The organism is Rhodococcus sp. NCIMB 12038, assembly GCF_002165735.1.
In the GTDB taxonomy this organism is placed as follows: Bacteria; Actinomycetota; Actinomycetes; order Mycobacteriales; family Mycobacteriaceae; genus Rhodococcus_F.
Genome location: NZ_NHML01000016.1, coordinates 1 through 17,050, shown reverse-complemented (window position 1 = coordinate 17,050; position 17,050 = coordinate 1). Strand labels below are relative to the sequence as shown.

15 protein-coding genes are annotated in these 17,050 nt (G+C 68.8%); 8 read left to right on the top strand and 7 right to left on the bottom strand.

Annotated elements, in window-relative coordinates:
- Window positions 1-7: 7 nt before the first annotated feature.
- On the top strand, window positions 8-1,189 hold the full coding sequence (locus CA951_RS24065) for an Ig-like domain-containing protein (RefSeq protein WP_087559226.1): 1,182 nt from the start codon (window positions 8-10) through the stop codon (window positions 1,187-1,189).
- A 336-nt stretch (window positions 1,190-1,525) separates the two neighbouring features.
- Here CA951_RS24065 and CA951_RS24060 read toward each other — a convergent pair whose 3' ends face one another.
- The 4 genes from CA951_RS24060 to CA951_RS24045 form a co-directional block, all read right to left on the bottom strand.
- A complete protein-coding gene (locus CA951_RS24060) occupies window positions 1,526-2,272 on the bottom strand; it encodes an SDR family NAD(P)-dependent oxidoreductase (RefSeq protein WP_087559225.1) in 747 nt (248 codons plus the stop codon).
- Between the two features lie 9 nt (window positions 2,273-2,281).
- Complete coding sequence (locus tag CA951_RS24055; RefSeq protein WP_087559224.1) at window positions 2,282-3,229, bottom strand: TauD/TfdA family dioxygenase; 948 nt, start codon at window positions 3,227-3,229, stop codon at window positions 2,282-2,284.
- Between the two features lie 171 nt (window positions 3,230-3,400).
- Window positions 3,401-4,699: an MFS transporter gene (locus tag CA951_RS24050; RefSeq protein ID WP_087559223.1), complete on the bottom strand. Its 1,299-nt coding sequence runs from the start codon at window positions 4,697-4,699 to the stop codon at window positions 3,401-3,403.
- An 83-nt stretch (window positions 4,700-4,782) separates the two neighbouring features.
- A complete protein-coding gene (locus tag CA951_RS24045) occupies window positions 4,783-7,218 on the bottom strand; it encodes a penicillin acylase family protein (RefSeq protein ID WP_087559222.1) in 2,436 nt (811 codons plus the stop codon).
- Window positions 7,219-7,709: 491 nt separating this feature from the next.
- Here CA951_RS24045 and CA951_RS24040 point away from each other — a divergent pair, with 491 nt between their 5' ends.
- On the top strand, window positions 7,710-8,984 hold the full coding sequence (locus CA951_RS24040) for an ROK family transcriptional regulator (RefSeq protein WP_087559390.1): 1,275 nt from the start codon (window positions 7,710-7,712) through the stop codon (window positions 8,982-8,984).
- A gap of 83 nt (window positions 8,985-9,067) precedes the next feature.
- Here the strand turns inward: CA951_RS24040 and CA951_RS24035 are convergent, their stop codons facing one another.
- Window positions 9,068-9,652, bottom strand: a complete 585-nt coding sequence (locus CA951_RS24035; RefSeq protein WP_087559221.1) for a DUF742 domain-containing protein — start codon at window positions 9,650-9,652, stop codon at window positions 9,068-9,070.
- A gap of 120 nt (window positions 9,653-9,772) precedes the next feature.
- On the opposite strand from CA951_RS24035, the gene CA951_RS24030 reads away from it, so the two are divergent.
- A complete protein-coding gene (locus tag CA951_RS24030; RefSeq protein ID WP_087559220.1) occupies window positions 9,773-10,438 on the top strand; it encodes a cysteine hydrolase family protein in 666 nt (221 codons plus the stop codon).
- On the opposite strand, the gene CA951_RS24025 is transcribed toward CA951_RS24030, so the two are convergent.
- Both CA951_RS24025 and CA951_RS24020 read right to left on the bottom strand, forming a co-directional pair.
- Entirely contained in the window at window positions 10,431-11,462 is a 1,032-nt protein-coding gene (locus tag CA951_RS24025; protein ID WP_087559219.1) for a tocopherol cyclase family protein, read from the bottom strand. The two genes, CA951_RS24030 and CA951_RS24025, sit on opposite strands and share 8 nt — an antisense overlap.
- Before the next feature lie 132 nt (window positions 11,463-11,594).
- The gene (locus CA951_RS24020; RefSeq protein WP_087559218.1) at window positions 11,595-12,368 is read right to left on the bottom strand and encodes a PIG-L family deacetylase; all 774 of its coding nucleotides are present in this window, start codon (window positions 12,366-12,368) and stop codon (window positions 11,595-11,597) included.
- A 56-nt stretch (window positions 12,369-12,424) separates the two neighbouring features.
- Between CA951_RS24020 and CA951_RS24015 the strand changes: the two genes are divergently transcribed.
- The 5 genes from CA951_RS24015 to CA951_RS23995 form a co-directional block, all read left to right on the top strand.
- The gene (locus CA951_RS24015) at window positions 12,425-13,627 is read left to right on the top strand and encodes an MFS transporter (RefSeq protein WP_087559389.1); all 1,203 of its coding nucleotides are present in this window, start codon (window positions 12,425-12,427) and stop codon (window positions 13,625-13,627) included.
- The gene (locus tag CA951_RS24010) at window positions 13,573-14,400 is read left to right on the top strand and encodes an alpha/beta fold hydrolase (protein WP_087559217.1); all 828 of its coding nucleotides are present in this window, start codon (window positions 13,573-13,575) and stop codon (window positions 14,398-14,400) included. Before CA951_RS24015 ends, CA951_RS24010 begins: the two co-directional genes overlap by 55 nt.
- A 12-nt stretch (window positions 14,401-14,412) precedes the next feature.
- A complete protein-coding gene (gene mshA / locus CA951_RS24005; RefSeq protein ID WP_179220295.1) occupies window positions 14,413-15,771 on the top strand; it encodes a D-inositol-3-phosphate glycosyltransferase in 1,359 nt (452 codons plus the stop codon).
- On the top strand, window positions 15,768-16,259 hold the full coding sequence (locus tag CA951_RS24000; protein WP_087559216.1) for a YbjN domain-containing protein: 492 nt from the start codon (window positions 15,768-15,770) through the stop codon (window positions 16,257-16,259). Before mshA ends, CA951_RS24000 begins: the two co-directional genes overlap by 4 nt.
- 106 nt (window positions 16,260-16,365) lie before the next feature.
- The coding region (locus CA951_RS23995) for an AMP-binding protein (RefSeq protein WP_143543093.1) at window positions 16,366-17,050 on the top strand (685 nt) is incomplete at its 3' end.

Sequence of the window (17,050 nt, the reverse complement as noted above, 5' to 3'; positions counted from 1 at the left end):
GTTAGCTGTGCATGAACTGGGTTCTCGGACAAGTCGGTCGCGCGTCGCGCTGATCGCGACGGCGCTGATCGCGTTTCTCCTTTTGCTGACCGGATGCACGGTCTCCGAGTCGGGAACCGCCACCGCGCCCCCCGAACCGGCGGTCGAGGTCACCCAGAATCCGGCGTCGGGCACCGAGGACGTCAGCCCGGTGGCGCCGATCTCCGCGACCGCGTCGCAGGGCACGTTCACCGACATCTCCCTCGTCAACGCCGACGGGCGCGCCGTGCAGGGTGTGCTGTCACCCGACCGGACCAGGTTCACTGTCGGGGAAGCGCTGGGCTACGGCGCCACCTACACGTGGAAGGGCACGGCACTCGGCACGGACGGCAAGTCCGTCACCGTCGACGGCAGCTTCACCACGCTCGAACCCGACGAGACGATCGGCGCCACCCTCAACATCGGCGACGGCCAGGAAGTCGGGATCGCCGCCCCGATCATCGTGCAGTTCCACGAGTCCGTCGAGGACAAGGCGGCGGTCGAGAAGGCGATGACCGTCACGACCACCCCGCCCACCCCCGGATCCTGGGCGTGGCTGCCCGACGACAACGGGTCGCGCGCGCACTGGCGTCCCCAGAACTACTGGGCGCCCGGCACCACCGTCGCCCTGGACGCGAAGCTGTACGGCGTGGACTTCGGCGGGGGAGCCTACGGCGAGCAGGACCTGTCGCTGAACTTCACCGTCGGGCGCAGTCAGATCGTGATCGCGAACGCCCCCAGCCACCGCATGCAGGTGGTGCGCGGCGGTGAAACCATCATGGACATCCCCGTCAGCTACGGCGAGGGCAACGAGGCGCGCAACGTCACCCGCAGCGGCATCCACATGGTGACCGAGAAGCACGAGGACTTCCTCATGTCCAACCCGCCGTTCTACGAGAACGTCCGCGAACGGTGGGCGGTCCGCATCTCCAACAACGGCGAGTTCATCCACGCCAACCCGGAGACCATCGGCGTCCAGGGTTCGTCGAACGTCACCAACGGCTGCATCAACCTGTCCCTCGGGGACGCCCAGGAGTACTTCGGCACCGCGCTGTACGGCGACCCCGTCGAGGTGACCGGGACGTCCATCGACCTGTCGGCCGCCGACGGCGACATCTACGACTGGGCCGTCAGCTGGCCCGACTGGCAGTCCCTCTCGGCCCTCGCATAGGTGAGCGGCAAAGCGTGCTCGCGCACACTTTGCCGCTCACCTACGGGTCGGCGAACTTTCTCCACATTCGGTGGAACCGAAAGCGGATCCGGTGCGTCTACCTGAATGAGGACGCGTCAACGACGCCGCGTTCTCGGGTGACACAACTGTGGGGAGTCGTCCGCTGTCGAGGGGTCGACGGACGACCCCGACAGTCCGTTTCGGTCGAAAGTCGTTGATCGGCAGGGGGCTGTGGGATGGGATGGATGTTGCTGGGTTTGGCGTTGATCGTCGCGGGACTGTGGGCGGTGGTCCTGTTCCTCGAACACCAGGACAGGAGGATCGCCGCGAAGTTGCCTACGTCGTACGGTGAAAACGCCCGGACGAAGCCTGATCTCGTGGCTTGACGACGATCTGGTCGATGTTCACGTGGGACGGCCGGGAGGCGACGAACCCGATGACGTCCGCGACGTCTGCGGCCACCAGGGGCGTGATGCCCTGGTAGACCTTGTCGGCGCGATCCTGGTCGCCTTCGAAGCGCACCAGGGAGAACTCGGTTTCCACTGCGCCGGGGGCGATCTCGGTGAGACGGACGGGCTTGCCGAGCAGTTCCCCGCGCAGCGTGCGGTGCAGGACGCCCTCCGCGTGCTTGGCCGTCGTGTACCCGGCGCCGTTGTCGTACGCCTCGAGCGCGGCCACGGACGTGACGGTGACGACCAGACCGTCGCCCGATTCGATCAACTTCGGCAGCAGCGCCTTGGTGATCCGAAGGGTGCCCAGGACATTGGTCTCCCACATCCAGCGCCAGTCGTCGAGGTCGGCCTCGGCGACGGTGGCCAGTCCCTTGGCGCCGCCCGCGTTGTTCACGAGCACGTCGACCCTCGGCAGTACCGCGGCGAACGCGTCCACGGAATCCTGGTCCGTGACGTCGAGTTCGAGCGCGGTACCGCCGATGTCTTCGGCGATCTTCTCCAGACGATCCAGCCGCCGAGCCCCGATCACCACATGAAATCCCTGCTCGGCCAGGGTGCGGGCGGTGGCTTCGCCGATTCCGGAGCTCGCTCCGGTGACGACGGCGATGCGGGTGTCAGGTGAAAAGGTCATGCCGACATGTTAGGGCTCGTCGATGACGGAGTAGTCACTCGCGTCGCCTGCGACGCTGCGGCTGCGCTCGCCCCGGACGTCGACGGGGATGTCGCCGGCCAGGGTGATGCGGTGGAGCCGCCGGTACTGGTCGTCGTAGTCGGCGACGGCGTAATGCTGAGTGGCACGGTTGTCCCAGATCGCGACATCACCCGACTGCCAGTTCCACCGCGTGGTGAACTCGAGCGAGATGGCGTGATCCTGCAGAACCTTGAAGAGCGCCTGCGACTGCGTGCCGCCCAGGCCGACCAGCTTCTTGACGAAGTGGCCGAGCAGCAGTGTGCGCTCGCCGGTCTCGGGATGGACCCGCACCACCGGGTGTTCCGTCTCGAAGTAGGTGGACTGGAACTCGGCGCGATGCTCCTGAGTCTTCTCGTTCTGCGCGCGCTCGGCGCTGGTCGCCGCGTAGTCGTAGACGTTGGTGTGCGTCGCCCACAGGTTGTCGGCGAGGACCTTCAGCGGCTCGGGCAGCGCGTTGTAGGCGGCGACACCCGACGCCCAGGTGGTGGTTCCGCCGTACGTGGGAAGTTCCACGGCGCGCAGGATCGACGCCTTCGGGATGCGGTCGACGAACGTGACGTCGGTGTGCCAGCTGTTGGCCTTGCCGTAGTCGGAGTCGATGGGCAGCACCTTGGTGCCGCGCGAGGTGACGGTCGGGTGCGCCGTGGTGGGGGAGCCGAGAAGCTCCGCGAACTCGTACTGCGAGTCGTCGGTGAGATGTTCCTGGCCGCGGAAGAAGATCACCTTGTGCTCGAGCAGGGCCTGACGGATGAGCGACACGGTGGCGGGATCGAGCTGGCCGCCGAGCCGGACGCCGTCGATCCGGGCGCCGATGTGGGCACCGAGCTTGACGACGCTCGCCGCGTTCGGGGAACCCTCGGCGTCGGTCACGTGCTCGGGTGCGAAATCGATGGACATGGTGGGCCTTTCGGATACCGGAGACGGTGTGGAGTCCTGTAACCGAACCATCGGGGCGTGTGTCGCCGGAAGGATTTGCGTCACCCTGATCGCAACGGGTGGGTGCGCGACGACGTCTCCGCCGCACCGGCGGGCGGTGCGGCGGAGACGGGTGGATGCGTCGTGCCGGCGCTACGCGGCGGCGCGGACCTTCCGGGTGATCGCGACGACGCAGAGCAGGCTGAGCAGCGTGACGGCGGTGAGGTACAGGGAGATCGGTGCCGACGAACCCCAACTCGCGTACAGCGCGGCGGCCACCGTGGGGGCGAGACCACCGCCGAGAACCGAACCGATCTGATAGCCGAGCGACGCACCGCTGTACCGGACCTCGGCGCTGAACAATTCGGTGAACAGTGCGGCGATCGGCCCGTAGACGATGCCCATGAACACGGCCGTGCCGAGAAGGGCGATCATCATCACCGCGGGGTTCCCGAGATCGATCAGCGGGAACAGTGCCGCCGCCCAGACCGTCAGCCCGACCGAGCCGGTGACGAGCAGTCGCCGCCTGCCGTACCGGTCCGACAGCATCGACGCGACGGGGATGACGATCAGCCACACGAACGAGGCGACCAGCGTGAAGACGAGTACGAGCGTCTTGCTCATGCCCAGGACCTTCGTCGAATAGGACAGCAGGTACGCCATGAAGATGTATCCGACGGTGTTGATGCCGATGAACGCGCCCGCGGACAGCATCACCTCGCGGAGGTTCTCCCGCAGGACGGTGACGATCGGCAGTCGCTGATCGCGGTGCGTGTCCTTGACCTTCTCGAAGTCGGGGCTCTCGGTGATGGTGAATCGGATGACGAGCCCCATCAGCACCATCACCGCGCTGGCCAGGAACGGAATCCGCCAGCCCCAGGCCAGGAACGCTTCCTCGGTGAGGCTCGTCGACACCCCGAGGAACACGAGATTCGCCAGGATCAGACCGCCGGGCACACCCATCTGCGGGAAGCTCCCGTAGAAGCCCTTCCGGTTGGCGGGTGCGTGCTCCACCGCCATCAGCACGGCGCCGCCCCACTCTCCGCCGACGCCGATTCCCTGAACGAAACGCAGGGTGACCAGCAGGATCGGCGCCCAGACGCCGATGGTGGCGTAGGTGGGCAGTAGTCCGATGCTGACGGTCGCGCCGCCCATCAGCATCAGCGACAGGACGAGCATGGACTTGCGTCCGATGCGGTCACCGAAGTGGCCCATCACGACGCCGCCGATCGGCCGCGCGACGAAGCCGACGGAGAACGTCGCGAACGCGGCCAGCGTGCCCGCGATCGAGGAGAAGGACGGGAAGAACAGCGGGCCGAACACGATCGCGGCGGCCATGCCGTAGATGAAGTAGTCGTACCACTCGATGGCGGTCCCGATGAGGCTGGCGCCGGCCACCTTCAGCGGCCGGACGGGCGCCTGCGGTGTCACGGAGATCTGCGTGGAGGTCATGTCGATGTCCTTCGAGGGTGCCGGGGCAGCGGAAGTGCCGCCCCGGCAGGGGATGAGGAATGCCTACCGAACTGCCGAACCCGCTAGTTCGACGTCACCTCGCCGGTCGTGTTCGCATCAACCGACTGTTCGGTCAGCGGGTCGGTCTTGCACTGAAAGTTCCGGTACATGTCCATCTGGTCGCTGTAATGCCGTGACCGCGTCCCGTCCGGTGCGATGAAACCGCTCTGGCCGGGCGGCCCGACGGTGCAGAGGTCGGCGATGCCGTCGCCGAGCACGATGCGGTCGTTCTGGGTTCCGCGGTTCATGTACGGCGACAGCGACAGCACCTCGTCGGCACCGGCCTGGGGAACGCCGAGGTAGTTCTTGTAGTCGAACCGGTTCGCGCCGACCGGCAACTTCCAGCCGGCGGGGTCGGGGCCCTGCTCGGCGCGCAGCCGGTCCATCGCCTGGCCGAACGTCGTACGCAGGACGGACATGCGGTCCGCTCCGTTGAAGAAGTCGGTGGTCTGCGGAACGCCGGCCTCGTCGCCGCGCAGGGCGTTGTAGACGAGTTTCGTCGCCTCGGCGGGACGTGCGGTGCCCGCGGCGGGGTACACCTTCGCCGCGTACGACGCGTACACGTCTTCCGGAAGATCGTCCCGGATCACCGCATCGAACAGGATCGGCAGCCACGTGCGCATGATCACCGGTTCCGGTCCGTCGTACACGCCGTCCGCGTTGTCGTCGGTGGCCTGCCCGTCCCAGTCGCGGAGCAGGTTCACGCCTGCGGCGAGAGGGTCGCTGCCCGGCAGTTGCCCGGTGGCCTGCTCCAGGTACGGCAGCAGATAGTCGACGTTGAGGTCCGCGAACGACGTCTGCCGGTTGATGTCCCAGATCTCTCCGGGCGTGAGCTTGTCCTTGGCCTCGAGGCGGGTGGTGATGGCCCGCACGCGGTCGACGGGGGACCAGTTGTAGCCGTCGGCGAGCGCACCTGCCGCGGACTGGTTGTTCCAATTGGCCAGGTAGCCCTGCTCGGGATTGTACGACTGCGGGTTGTCCTCGAACGGCCGGATGCCCTCCCACTCCATGCTGCCGTCACCGATCGCGGGAAGCCGAAGGTCCTGGCCGGCCGGGCGGACGGGCAGTCGGCCGGGGGAGACGTAGCCGATGTTTCCCTTGTTGTCGGCGTAGTACCAGTTGATGGTGATGGCGACCTTCTTCGCCTGCTCGAGAAACTCGTCCCAGGTCGTGGCCTTCATGATGTCGATCCAGGCGACCAGCGACTGGATCTCGTACCCCGCCCAGCTCTCCTTCAGCGAGTACGCGCTTGCATTCGGGGTGTCGAAGCTGGTGACCCGGCCGTGCACCGTCGAGTAGACCGGATACGCGACGTCTGCCCCGCCCCGGACCTTGATCGTCTCGTTCCGGACCTCCATCGGGCGGTACTCGCCGTCGAATCGGTAGGCGTGCTCGTTCGAGGGGTCGAGGACTTCCTGATAGACGTCGTTGACGTCGAGCGGACCGGCGGTCGCACCCCACGAGATCGTCTTGTTGGTGCCGAACAGAACGGTCGGGACGGCATAGGGTGTGTTGCCCGCGACGTCGAGACCGGCTCCGTGCAAACCCACGCCGTACACATAGGACGGGTTGAACCAGCCGAATTGCGGTCCGTTCATGAGGACGGATGTGCCGTCGGTGGTCTTGTCGGCGCCGACCATCCACAGGTTGCTGGCCTCGGGTTTCATGTGCGGCCATTCGCCCCCGCCCGCGTTTTTCATGCGGGTCAGATTCGCGTCGGGGAGCGCCTGCGTCACATCGGAGAGCCCGGCTTCCTGGGACATCGCGTGCGGTTCGTCGTCGGGTGAAGTCGACTGGTCGCGGGGGACGGTGGTCGGGGCGGCGGGGTCTTCCTCGGCCCAGATCAGCTGGTCGAAGAGTTGCCGGCCCCTCTCGTCGCCGTTCTTCGCCTGCAGGCTCTTCAGGACCTGGAGATTCGCGAGTTCACTGCTCGACTGGGAGAACCTGTTGGCCATCGTCTGCACCCAGACCATCGCCACGTCGTACCCGGTCCAGTGCTCCGGCCGGAAATCGCCGTCCAGGAACTGCTTCGGCATCAGGTGTTCCGGGTCTGCGCCGACCTCGTCGATCCGCTTGTTGAACCCCTCGGCGTAGCCGTCGAAGATGTCGCGTTCGTCCTGCGGCAGTCGGGCGAGTTGATCCTTGATCGACTGTGGATCGATGCTGTTGCGTGCCGTCTTGTCGATCTCGACGTAGTCGGGTCCGAGCACCTCGGCGGCCGTGCCGATCGACGACCGCTTGGCCATCTCCATCTGGAACAGGCGATCCTCGGCGACGGAGTAGCCGTAGCCGGAGTACAGCGCGCGCGTGGTGTCGGCGTACACGTGTGGGATTCCGTAGCCGTCCCGTTTGACGGTGATTCCGGCTGCGGTGGAGTCCTGCGTTCCGGCGGCGGTGCAGGCCGTCAGCAGCACGGTGAGTCCCACTCCGAGGGCGAGTGCCGCCCTCGTGGTCTTCATCGACAACTCCGGGCCCGGTCTGCCGACCTGTGACGATCGCATCGATACATTTCGCTCCTATAACCGTACGTTCGGTTGGTATCCCGGCGTATTGTGTCGTGGAACACGGTCGCCCGTCAAGAGTGGCGTCGGTCTCCCGCTGCTGCCGGTCCCGCCTCCCCGCAGCAGCGGGAACTGGGGAAGAGGGATGGCACTCCGGTACACGCAGTCGCGCCTTCGGATTGGTGAAACCGACCGAAGCTGCTAGTTTCGTGACATGTCCTCAGGCCAGTCGACCGCTCCGCGGGTCACCTACGTGACCTCCGCGCTGGGTTCGCGGCTGCCCTTGGCGCGGGAACTGTGTTGTCGCTGTCTCAGCATCTGCAGCTAATTCGCGTAAATCGCGCAATCTTCTCCTGATCGATCGTCCTCGGTCGCCCCCCATCTACACCCGGGGCCGATGCAGCGTTCGGACGAAGGTGCGCACCGCCTCCGCATGCAAGGACTGCCACGTGTCTACCCCCACCCTTTCCAGCCCCACCCGGACCGGATCCGCGCCTCGCTTCCAGCGGCCCGTGTCCCGACCCCGTCTCCACATCGTTCCCCCCGAACTGCGGATCAGCGACGGTCCCGCCGCCGGTGTTCTGCGGGTGGCCCGGTCGCGCGGGCCGCTGTCCCGGGACGTCGCCGCGAAGGCGACCGGACTGAGCATCGCCACCGTCAACCGTCAGGTGTCGGCGCTCCTCGACCTCGGGTTGCTGCGTGAGCGCGGCGATCTCACGCCGTCCGGCGCGATCGGCCGCCCGCGGGTTCCGTTCGAGGTCAACCACGAGCCGTACCTGACCGTGGGCATCCACATCGGCGCGGTCGTGACCAGCATCATCGCGAGCGACCTCCGCGGGAAGGTCCTCGGCGCGGTCGAGGTGCCCACCCCGCAGGGGGCATCCGCCGACGCGCTGACCGGCATCGCCCGCAGCGCAAGGGCTTTCGCGTCCCGCTGGCACCGGCGCCGCCCGCTGTGGGCGGGTGTCGCGCTCGGCGGGCGCGTCGATGCGCAGACCGGTGTCGTCGACCACCCCCGCCTGGGGTGGAAGTCCGCTCAGGTCGGCGCCATCATCGCGACCGGGCTCGGGTTGCCCGTCTCCGTCGCGGCGCACGTCGAGGCGATGGCCGCGTCCGAGCTGCTGCTGAGCCCGGACAGCGAAGACGGTGTCGCGCAAGGCGAAACGGGCCTGTACTTCTACGCCCGGGAGACGGCCGGAATCGCGATCACCATCGACGGCCGCGTCCACACTCCCTCGAGCGGTCCCGGTTCCATTGCGCACCTGCCCACCGGTTCGTCGGCGCAGTGCTCGTGCGGTTCACGCGGATGCCTCGAGGCGACGATCAGCGATCGCGCGGTCATCTCCGCCGCGCTCGACGCCGGCATCCTCCCCGAGTCGAACCAGCGTCCGACGATGAGCGCGCTCTACAAGGCGGCGTCCTCGGGTTCCGCTCCCGCGCACGAGATTCTGGTGGAACGCGCCCAGGTACTCGGGAAGACGGTCGCCATGCTGCGGGACCTGTTCAACCCGGACCGCGTGATCCTCGGCGGTCAGGCGTTCACGGAGTACCCGGCCGGTATCCCGCACGTCGCGGAGGCATTCGCGCAGGCATCGTCGCTGGAGCGCAGGGACATTCGCATCTCCGGATTCGGCAACCGGGTGCAGGAGTACGCGTCGACGGTGGTGTCGCTGAGCACCATCTACTCCGACCCGGTCGGAGCGATGCGCCGCACTTCGCCGTAGGTTCACAGCAATTCGTCAGCCGCACAGGCAATTGCCTGTGCGGCCGACGAATTCGTGTGCATCTGTCGCGGCGGCCGGGTCTTTCAGAGTTTGCGCAGCCCGTCGAGGACGCGTTCCATCAGCTTCCGATCCGGGCCGGTGGATCCGGCCGTCTCGTTCACGGTGACCGCCCCGGCCGCCGCGAGGTCGCCGACGAGCACCCGCGCGACCCCGAGCGGGATCGACGCGAGCGACGCGATCTCGGCTACCGACCGCGGTTCGGAGCACAGCGCGAACACGCGGCGCGGTTCGTCAGGCGCCGGCATCGCGTCCACGACGGCGTCCCCGTCGGCGCGGGCGACGATGACCGCCTCCAACGGCAGATCGACCCCGGATTCGGTACGGCCGCCCGTGAGAATGAACGGCCGGACGATGGAGACCGTCTCCTCGGATTCCGCCCACTCGGAAGACTCTGCAATCTCGGGCGCTCGACCGGCGGGTTCGGACACGGCCTCTACCTGCTCGGGAACGGCCTCGGCGCGCCCGGGCTCCACCCACTCGACCGACTGCGACGGGCTCGGCTCGGCCGTCGGCGACTCGTCTTTCCTGCCGCTCCGGCGCCGGCCGGCCGATCCGAAGCGCGCCCCTGTCGCGCCGATCATCGGCCAGTTCTCATCGCTCACAGTCATCGGTCGGGACCCTTCTCGAACTACCCCACCCGTTCCATGGTCCCAAACCCGCGTGTCATGCCCGTGGTCCGGTCCCTGTGATTCCCGCTACAGGGTCCGCGTGAGCGTTAGATTTGCTGAGTGACGCACTGGCGGCAGAACTCGGATCCGTTCCTCGCTCCCGATCTCGGCCGGTCCGCGCTGCTCGTCGTCGACATGCAGGTGGACTTCGTGGACGGCGGGACGGCCCCGATCCCGGGCACGTCGGCGGTGCTGCCCGCGATCGCGCGTCTCGTGGACGCCTACCGGGAGTCCTCGGCCCCGATCGTGCACGTCGTCCGGTTGTACGAGGGCGACGACGTGGACCTGTGCCGGCGCCGCGTGATCGCCGCCGGGCTCGACCTGGCCAGGCCGGGGACCGCCGGATCGCAGGTGGCGCCCGAGTTGGGTGTGCCGGCCCTCGACCCCGGATCGCTCCTCGCCGGTGACCTCCAGGCCGTCTCGCCCACCGAGCACGTCCTGTTCAAGCCGCGGTGGAGTGCGTTCTACCGCACCGGGCTCGACGAGCACCTGCGTCGGTGGCGGGTCGATACCGTGGTGATCGCGGGCTGCAACTACCCCAACTGTCCGCGCGCCACGATCGTCGACGCCGGCGAACGGGACTACAAGGTACTCGTCGCCGCCGATGCGATCTCCGGCGTCGACGCGCGTCACCTGGAGGAGGCCGGACGGATCGGGGTTCTGCACGCGGAGACCGACGAGATCGTCGAGGCGTTGCAGCCACCCGAACTCGAGGTGATCAGCTGAGGGGCGGCGCCGACGTCGCGTCCGGCGGCGCACCCCGTCTGCGCAGTTCCGCGCGCGCCCGCTCGATCCCGCCGTGCTCCAACGCGGCGAGCGGTGATTCGTCCGCCCAGACGAGTTCACCGCGGCGGCGGACCGTGACACTCATCGAACCGGCGAGGTGCTCGAGGGCGCCGGGAATGTTGCGACGCTCGGCGGGGAGCGGAACCGGCAGTACGTGGGCCGAGCCCAGCGGGGAGCCGCCCTCGATCTCGACGCTCCACGTGCGGCCGCGGCCGTGCAGCGACCACCGCTCGTCCGTCACGTGCGCCCGGACGGGGGAGGTGACCGGGTTGCCGAGGCGGAACACCGTGCCGTCGGGCAGCGCGACGACGACGGCCGTGACCTCGGTGCGCAGCCCGCCCGCGGTGACCTCGCCGCCCGCGAACGCGACGCACGCCTGCCGGTCGGCGAACCCCTGGGCCTGGCCCCACCACCAGGAGTCGGGGAATCCGCCCTTGCCCCAGTTCTTCTCGGCGTAGACCTGGGCGCCGTCGAGGTCGATCTCGGTGTCGCCGAGCACCGCGGTTCCCTCGGCCTGTCCGCCGAGCAACCACGGATGCCAGTACTGGTTCAGCGCGGGCACGGTCTGGAACACGCTCGACCCGCCGAGCCTGCGCCGCGGCCACGGGACCTGGCCGGCGATCCGGACGTCGAGCCGGGCGTCCGGTCCGAGATCCACCCGGACGCGGTCGACGGACCCGCGGAACGCGTCGCCGGCGAACGCGCCGAGTCCGGCCGGGTTGGCGTAACCCTCCGGATGCGCGGTGGTCCGCAGGAACCGGGTGGGGTGACCGGCCAGACCGAGCGTCGCCCAGTGGCCGTCCGCGGCCCGGTTGATTCCGGCGAGCGCGATGACGACGTGTCCCGTCGCAGGCTGGGTGAACCGCCAGAAATAGCCTTCCATCGCGACGTCGTGCGCGGCGAGGACGTTGCCGAACGGCAGATCCGCGCCCGTGGAGCGGTACGCGCGCAGCAGTCTCGACACGGGGTCAGCTCCCCGGCTGGGGGTGCAGACGTGCCGTCGCGGTAGGGGCGAACGGCATGGTCGCAGCGAGATCAGCGGGATCCATACCCGTGGATGCTAGGCGCGGACCCGAGCCCACGGAGGCAGTTCCGGTCAGAGCGGTAGCGACGACTCCGCGAGCCCCGCAGGCGCCCCGCGACGGCGGAACCATTCCTGACCGAACGCCGCCTGCAACTGCTCCTCGGGCATCTGCAGGAACGGGCCGAAGTCCCCGATCTGGGTGGCGTGCGCGTGCATCGCGGCGCGTTTGGCGCCCATCGCCGAGGTGACGTCCACGACCGTGGTGATCTCGGAGTCCGGCAGCCCGAACGTGTCGAGGTCCGGTGGCTGGGCGTTCTCGGACCACTCCGGATTCGCGGCCATCAGTCGCCGGATGTGGTCGCGGCTGACGGCGGCCTCGTAGACGTGCGGCACCCCGGCCAGTTCGGCGGCCCGGAGGCCCACGTGATGCACCTGGACGTGATCGGGGTGCCCGTAGCCCCCGTTGGGGTCGTAGATGGTGACCACGTCGGCGGATTCCTCGACGAGGATCGCGGCCAGCCGGGCGGCGGCCTCCTCGACGTCGACGTTGCAGAACGCCGCCGGGTTCTCGTTCTCCGGCGTACCCGCCATCCCGGAATCCGCGTAGTGCAGCAACACCACACGCTGGGCGCCGAGCAGCGACGTCGACTCCTCGAGTTCGCGGCGACGATGCTCGGCGAGCGACTCGCCGTCGATCAGGAGCCCCTCGGGCGCCTCGCCGAGCGCCCCGTCCGTCGCGGTGACCACGACGACGCGGTGACCGGCGTCGGCGGCCTGACGCATCACGCCGCCGGTGGTGAACACTTCGTCGTCGGGATGGGCGTGGAAACACACCAGGACACTCATGAGCGCAATACTTGCACGTGCTGGAAGTCGCGGCCACGATCTGTGAGGCTCGACGCGTGCTCGGTACCTATCGTCAGATCTTCGCCGCCCCCGGCTCCGCAGCGTTCTCGGCAGCAGGATTCGTCGCGCGCGTACCGATCGCCATGGTCGGCATCGGCATCGTCACCATGCTGTCCGAACTGCGCGGCGACTACGCGCTCGCCGGCGCCCTGGCCGCGGTGTTCGCGTTGACCTACGCATTCATCACGCCGGTCGTGTCCCGGGCGGTCGACCGCTACGGGCAGTCCCGCGTCCTGCCCGTCGCGTCGGGGATCAGCGCGACGTCCCTCGCCGCGATGCTGCTGTGCGTCCGGTTCGGGACCCCCGACTGGGTGCTGTTCGTGTGGGCGGTCCCGGCCGGCTGCATGCCCACGATCGGCGCGATGGTGCGCGCCCGCTGGACCGAGTTGTACCGCGGGACGCCGCTGCTGCGGACGGCGTTCGCGTTCGAGGCGGTGGTGGACGAACTGTGCTTCATCGCGGGACCGGTGGTCTCCGTCGGGCTCTCCGTCGCGGTGTTCCCCGAGGCGGGGCCGCTCGCGGGACTCGTGCTGCTGGTGGTCGGCACCCTCGCGCTCGTCGCGCAGCGTGGCACCGAGCCGCCCGTGTACTCGTCGTCGGACGACGGCCGCCCGTCTGTCGTCCGGACGCCCGCGCTGTGGATCCTGGTGGCGGTGATGGTGTCGATGGGCACGATCTTCGGCGTCATCGACGTCGGTGCCATCGCCTTCACCCGGAGCCACGATGCACCCGCCTCCGCCACCGTGGTGCTGGCCCTGTTCGCGGCCGGGTCTGCTGCGGCGGGCCTCGTGTTCGGCGCGGTCCGGGTGTCGGCGTCGCTTCGGAAACAACTGATGGTCGCGGTCCTCGCGGTGGTGGTGCTGATGGTGCCGCTGCTGCTGGCAGGCAGTATCCCCGCGCTCGCCGTCGCCTACACGGTGGCGGGGATGACGGTGGCGCCGATCATGATCGTCACCACCGGTCTGGTCGAGCAGATCGTGCCCGCGGCCGCGCTCACCGAGGGCATCACCTGGATCGTCACCGGACTCGGCGTCGGCGTCGCCGTGGGATCGGCACTCGCGGGCCGGATGATCGACGAATTCGGCACCACCGCCGGGTACGCGGTGGCGGCGGTCGCCGCGCTGCTGGCCTCTATGGTGACCCCATGGCTATTCGTGAAGCAGTCGGCGTCGACGGAACGCCCCTCGTCTACTCGGTGACCGGTGATCCCGACGCGCGGGCCCTGGTTCTCCTGCACGGTTGGGCGCAGTCGTCGAAGTGCTGGGGCCCTGCCGTGCTCGACGAACTCGCCGCCCGCTGCCGCGTCATCGCCGTCGACCTGCGCGGACACGGCTACTCGGGAGCCCCCGCCGCCGGCTACGACGACTCCGCGATCTGGGCCGGCGACGTCGACGCGGTGCTCACGGCCGAAGGCGTCACCTCCGGTGCGGTGCTCCTCGGCTGGTCCTACGGCGGCCTCGTGATCTGCGACTACCTGGCGTCCCACGGTACGTCCGCCGTCGACGGCGTGGTCCTCGTCGGAGCCATCACCAGCATCGGTCGTGGGGAGGCCGGCGGCAAGGTCGGTGCGGCGATGCGCGCCGCGATCCCCGGCGCGATGTCCGAGGAGCCGCGCGAGGCGATCGGCGCGCTGGGCGCGTTCGGCAACGCGCTCACCGGACCGCCGGAAGGCAAGGGCGCGCAGTCGCAGGCGCTGTTCGGCGCCAGCCTCGCGACCCCGCCGCACGTGCGGGCCGCCCTGTTCAACCGCTCCGCGAGCCACGACGACCTGCTCCGGTCGCTCGACGTCCCGGCGCTCGTCCTGCACGGCACCGAGGACTCCGTTGTCGACGTCTCGGCTGGTAGGCACGCCGCAGACCTGATCCCGCAGGCGCGAGCATCGTTCTGGGAAGGCTGCGACCACGGACCGTTCGTCGAGGATCCCGACCGGTTCGTGAAAGAGGTCGGCGCGTTCGTCGACAACCTCGGTTAAAGGAGCCGATCGGTGGGGGAGCACTATGGAGTGGTGACGCCCTTGCACAACTCGCGCCCCCGCAGGGTGGCCGTCCTCTCGGTCCACACCTCACCCCTGGCGCAGCCCGGTACCGGAGACGCGGGCGGCATGAACGTCTACGTGCTGCAGTCCGCCATCCAGATGGCCCGTCGTGGCGTGGAGGTGGAGATCTTCACTCGGGCCACGTCGTCCGCCGACGCCCCGGTCCAGGAAGCGGCGCCGGGCGTCCTCGTCCGCAACGTCGTGGCCGGCCCGTTCGAGGGGCTCGACAAGCAGGATCTGCCCACGCAGCTCTGCGCGTTCGTGGCCGGGGTGCTCCGCGAGGAGGCCCGGCACGAACCGGGCTACTACAACCTGGTGCACTCGCACTACTGGCTGTCGGGGCAGGTCGGCTGGCTCGCCCGCGACCGGTGGGGTGTGCCGCTCGTGCACACCGCGCACACGCTCGCCGCGGTCAAGAATCTGTCGCTGGCCGAGGGAGACACCCCCGAACCGGCCGCCCGTCAGATCGGCGAACAGCAGGTGGTGGCCGAATCCGACCGGCTCGTGGCCAACACCACCGACGAATCCGATCAGCTGGTCCGCCACTACGGCGCCGACCCGAACCGGATCGACGTGGTGGCGCCGGGCGCCGACCTGACGCGGTACCGCCCGGGCGACCGGGACGCCGCCCGGGCGAAGCTGGGGCTCGACCCCCGCGAGACCGTCGTGACGTTCGTCGGGCGCATCCAGCCGCTCAAGGCTCCCGACGTCCTGCTCCGGGCCGCCGCCGAACTGATCGCCCGGGATCCCGAGTCGACGCTGCGGGTGCTCGTGGTCGGGGGTCCGTCCGGATCCGGACTGGCCCGGCCGGACGCGTTGATCGAACTCGCGTCCTCGCTCGGCATCGCCGCGCGGGTCACGTTCCTCCCGCCGCAGGCGCCCGATCGGCTCGCCGACGTGTATCGGGCCTCGGATCTCGTTGCGGTGCCGAGCTATTCGGAATCGTTCGGTCTGGTCGCCATCGAGGCGCAGGCCTGCGGAACACCGGTGATCGCCGCGAACGTGGGCGGACTCGGCGTCGCGGTCCGCAACGGCGAGACCGGACTCCTCGTGGACGGGCACTGCACCGAGGACTGGGCGACGGCGTTGCAGTCGCTGGTCTCCGAGCCTGCCCGCCTCGCCGCGCTGGCCGCCGAGGCTCCGCGGCACGCCGAGAATTTCTCCTGGGAACACACCGCCGACGGACTCCTCGAGAGTTATCGGATGGCGACCGTCAACTACAACTACGGACACGGTCCGAGCGAGTTCTCCCCGCGTCGCGGACGCGGACTGTGGAAGTTGCGCCGGGCCGGGGGAGTGCGCGCATGAGCGATCTGACCGACGTGATCGAGTCCGCCCTGACCGAACGGGAATTGGACTTCACGAAGAAGGACTCGACGCACTTCGTCGTCGAGTTGCCCGGCGAACGCAAGCTCAAGACCACCACACTCCTGACCGTCGGCAAGCACGGCCTGCGCGTCGAGGCATTCGTCTGCCGCAAGCCCGACGAGGACTTCGAAGGTGTCTACAAGTACCTGCTGCGGCGCAACCGCCGGCTGTATTCGGTGGCGTACACCATCGACAAGATCGGCGACATCTACCTGGTCGGTCAGATCGCCGAGCACGCGGTGACCGCGGACGAACTGGACCGCATTCTCGGGCAGGTGCTCGAGGCGGCCGACGGCGACTTCAACACCCTTCTCGAACTCGGATTCGCCGGTTCCATCAAGCGGGAGTGGGAATGGCGCGTCTCGCGCGGCGAGTCGCTGGCGAACCTGAAACCGTTCGAACATCTCATCGAGGACTCGCAGCCCTGAGTGTGGGTTGACCTCCCGCGGACGGGAATTGCGCGCGGGTAGAGTTGCGGCGAACCTGTGACTGGTGTCACAACTGCTGCTGCAACACTTCGAGGGAGTGACCCACGTGAGCTTCAAGAGCCCGTTTCCGGACGTCGAGATCCCGAACCTCAGTGTCTACGAGTTCCTGTTCGGTCAGCTCGACCCGGCGGATGCGGAGCGGCCCGCACTGGTCGACGGCGCCTCGGGTGCGGTCACCACCTACCAGGCCCTGGTGACGCAGATCGACGGGGTCGCCGGGGCCCTGGCGGCCCGCGGCCTCGCGGTCGGTGAGGTGGTGGCCCTGCACTCACCGAACGTGCCCGCGTTCGCCGCGGTGTTCCACGGCATCCTGCGCGCCGGCGGCGTCGCCACCACCATCAACGCCCTCTACACCGCCGAGGACATCGCCAAACAGCTCACCGACTCGCACGCGAAGTTCCTGTTCACCGTCTCCCCACTGCTGCCGCAGGCCCGGGCCGCCGCCGCCACGGTCGGAATCCCTACCGAGCATGTGATCGTCCTCGACGGCGCCGACGGCCACCCCTCGCTGCGGGATCTGCTCACCGAGGCCCACCCCGCCCCGGAGGTGTCGTTCGACCCGGCCACCCACCTCGCCGTGCTGCCGTACTCCTCGGGGACCACCGGCCGCCCCAAGGGGGTGATGCTCACCCACCGCAACCTGGTCGCCAACGTCTGTCAGATCAACCCGCGGATGGGCATCGGCGCCGACGACAAACTCCTCGCCGTGTTGCCGTTCTTCCACATCTACG

What these genes read in the sequence shown, in the direction of transcription:
- CA951_RS24020 (WP_087559218.1), bottom strand. Translation starts at nt 12,368, where the DNA reads ATGAGTGTCCTGGTGTGTTTCCACGCCCATCCCGACGACGAAGTGTTC.
- CA951_RS24010 (WP_087559217.1), top strand. Translation starts at nt 13,573, where the DNA reads ATGGCTATTCGTGAAGCAGTCGGCGTCGACGGAACGCCCCTCGTCTAC.
- CA951_RS24060 (WP_087559225.1), bottom strand. Translation starts at nt 2,272, where the DNA reads ATGACCTTTTCACCTGACACCCGCATCGCCGTCGTCACCGGAGCGAGC.
- CA951_RS24000 (WP_087559216.1), top strand. Translation starts at nt 15,768, where the DNA reads ATGAGCGATCTGACCGACGTGATCGAGTCCGCCCTGACCGAACGGGAA.
- CA951_RS24055 (WP_087559224.1), bottom strand. Translation starts at nt 3,229, where the DNA reads ATGTCCATCGATTTCGCACCCGAGCACGTGACCGACGCCGAGGGTTCC.
- CA951_RS24035 (WP_087559221.1), bottom strand. Translation starts at nt 9,652, where the DNA reads ATGACTGTGAGCGATGAGAACTGGCCGATGATCGGCGCGACAGGGGCG.
- CA951_RS24050 (WP_087559223.1), bottom strand. Translation starts at nt 4,699, where the DNA reads ATGACCTCCACGCAGATCTCCGTGACACCGCAGGCGCCCGTCCGGCCG.
- CA951_RS24045 (WP_087559222.1), bottom strand. Translation starts at nt 7,218, where the DNA reads ATGAAGACCACGAGGGCGGCACTCGCCCTCGGAGTGGGACTCACCGTG.